This is a genomic window from Anoxybacillus pushchinoensis (assembly GCF_900111795.1).
Taxonomy (GTDB): domain Bacteria; phylum Bacillota; class Bacilli; order Bacillales; family Anoxybacillaceae; genus Anoxybacillus; species Anoxybacillus pushchinoensis.
In genome coordinates this window covers 1-1,005 of sequence record NZ_FOJQ01000116.1, presented here as the reverse complement: position 1 = coordinate 1,005, position 1,005 = coordinate 1, and the positions used below count along the sequence as shown (strand labels likewise).

Sequence of the window (1,005 nt, the reverse complement as noted above, 5' to 3'; positions counted from 1 at the left end):
ACCGACTACAGCCCCAGGATGCGATGAGCCGACATCGAGGTGCCAAACCTCCCCGTCGATGTGGACTCTTGGGGGAGATAAGCCTGTTATCCCCGGGGTAGCTTTTATCCGTTGAGCGATGGCCCTTCCATTCGGAACCACCGGATCACTAAGCCCGACTTTCGTCCCTGCTCGACTTGTAGGTCTCGCAGTCAAGCTCCCTTCTGCCTTTACACTCTTCGAATGATTTCCAACCATTCTGAGGGAACCTTTGGGCGCCTCCGTTACGCTTTGGGAGGCGACCGCCCCAGTCAAACTGCCCACCTGACACTGTCTCCCACCCCGATCAGGGGTGCGGGTTAGAATCTCAGTACGACAAGGGTGGTATCCCAACGGCGACTCCACCTAGACTGGCGTCCAGGCTTCTCAGTCTCCCACCTATGCTGTACATGTCGCACCAACATTCAATATCAGGCTGCAGTAAAGCTCCACGGGGTCTTTCCGTCCTGTCGCGGGTAACCTGCATCTTCACAGGTACTATGATTTCACCGGGTCTCTCGTTGAGACAGTGCCCAAGTCGTTACACCTTTCGTGCGGGTCGGAACTTACCCGACAAGGAATTTCGCTACCTTAGGACCGTTATAGTTACGGCCGCCGTTTACTGGGGCTTCGGTTCGCACCTTCGCTTGCGCTAAGCGCTCCCCTTAACCTTCCAGCACCGGGCAGGTGTCAGCCCCTATACTTCGCCTTACGGCTTCGCAGAGACCTGTGTTTTTGATAAACAGTCGCTTGGGCCTTTTCACTGCGGCTCCCCTGGGCTATTCACCCGAGGGAGCACCCCTTCTCCCGAAGTTACGGGGTCATTTTGCCGAGTTCCTTAACGAGAGTTCTCCCGCGCACCTTAGGATTCTCTCCTCGCCTACCTGTGTCGGTTTGCGGTACGGGCACCTCTCACCTCGCTAGAGGCTTTTCTTGGCAGTGTGGAATCAGGCACTTCGGTACTTTATTTCCCTCGCCATCACAGCT

1 rRNA gene is annotated in these 1,005 nt (G+C 56.1%); it reads right to left on the bottom strand.

Going from position 1 to position 1,005, the window contains the following annotated elements:
• Window positions 1–1,005, bottom strand: a 23S ribosomal RNA gene (locus tag BM213_RS14395); the annotation flags it as partial.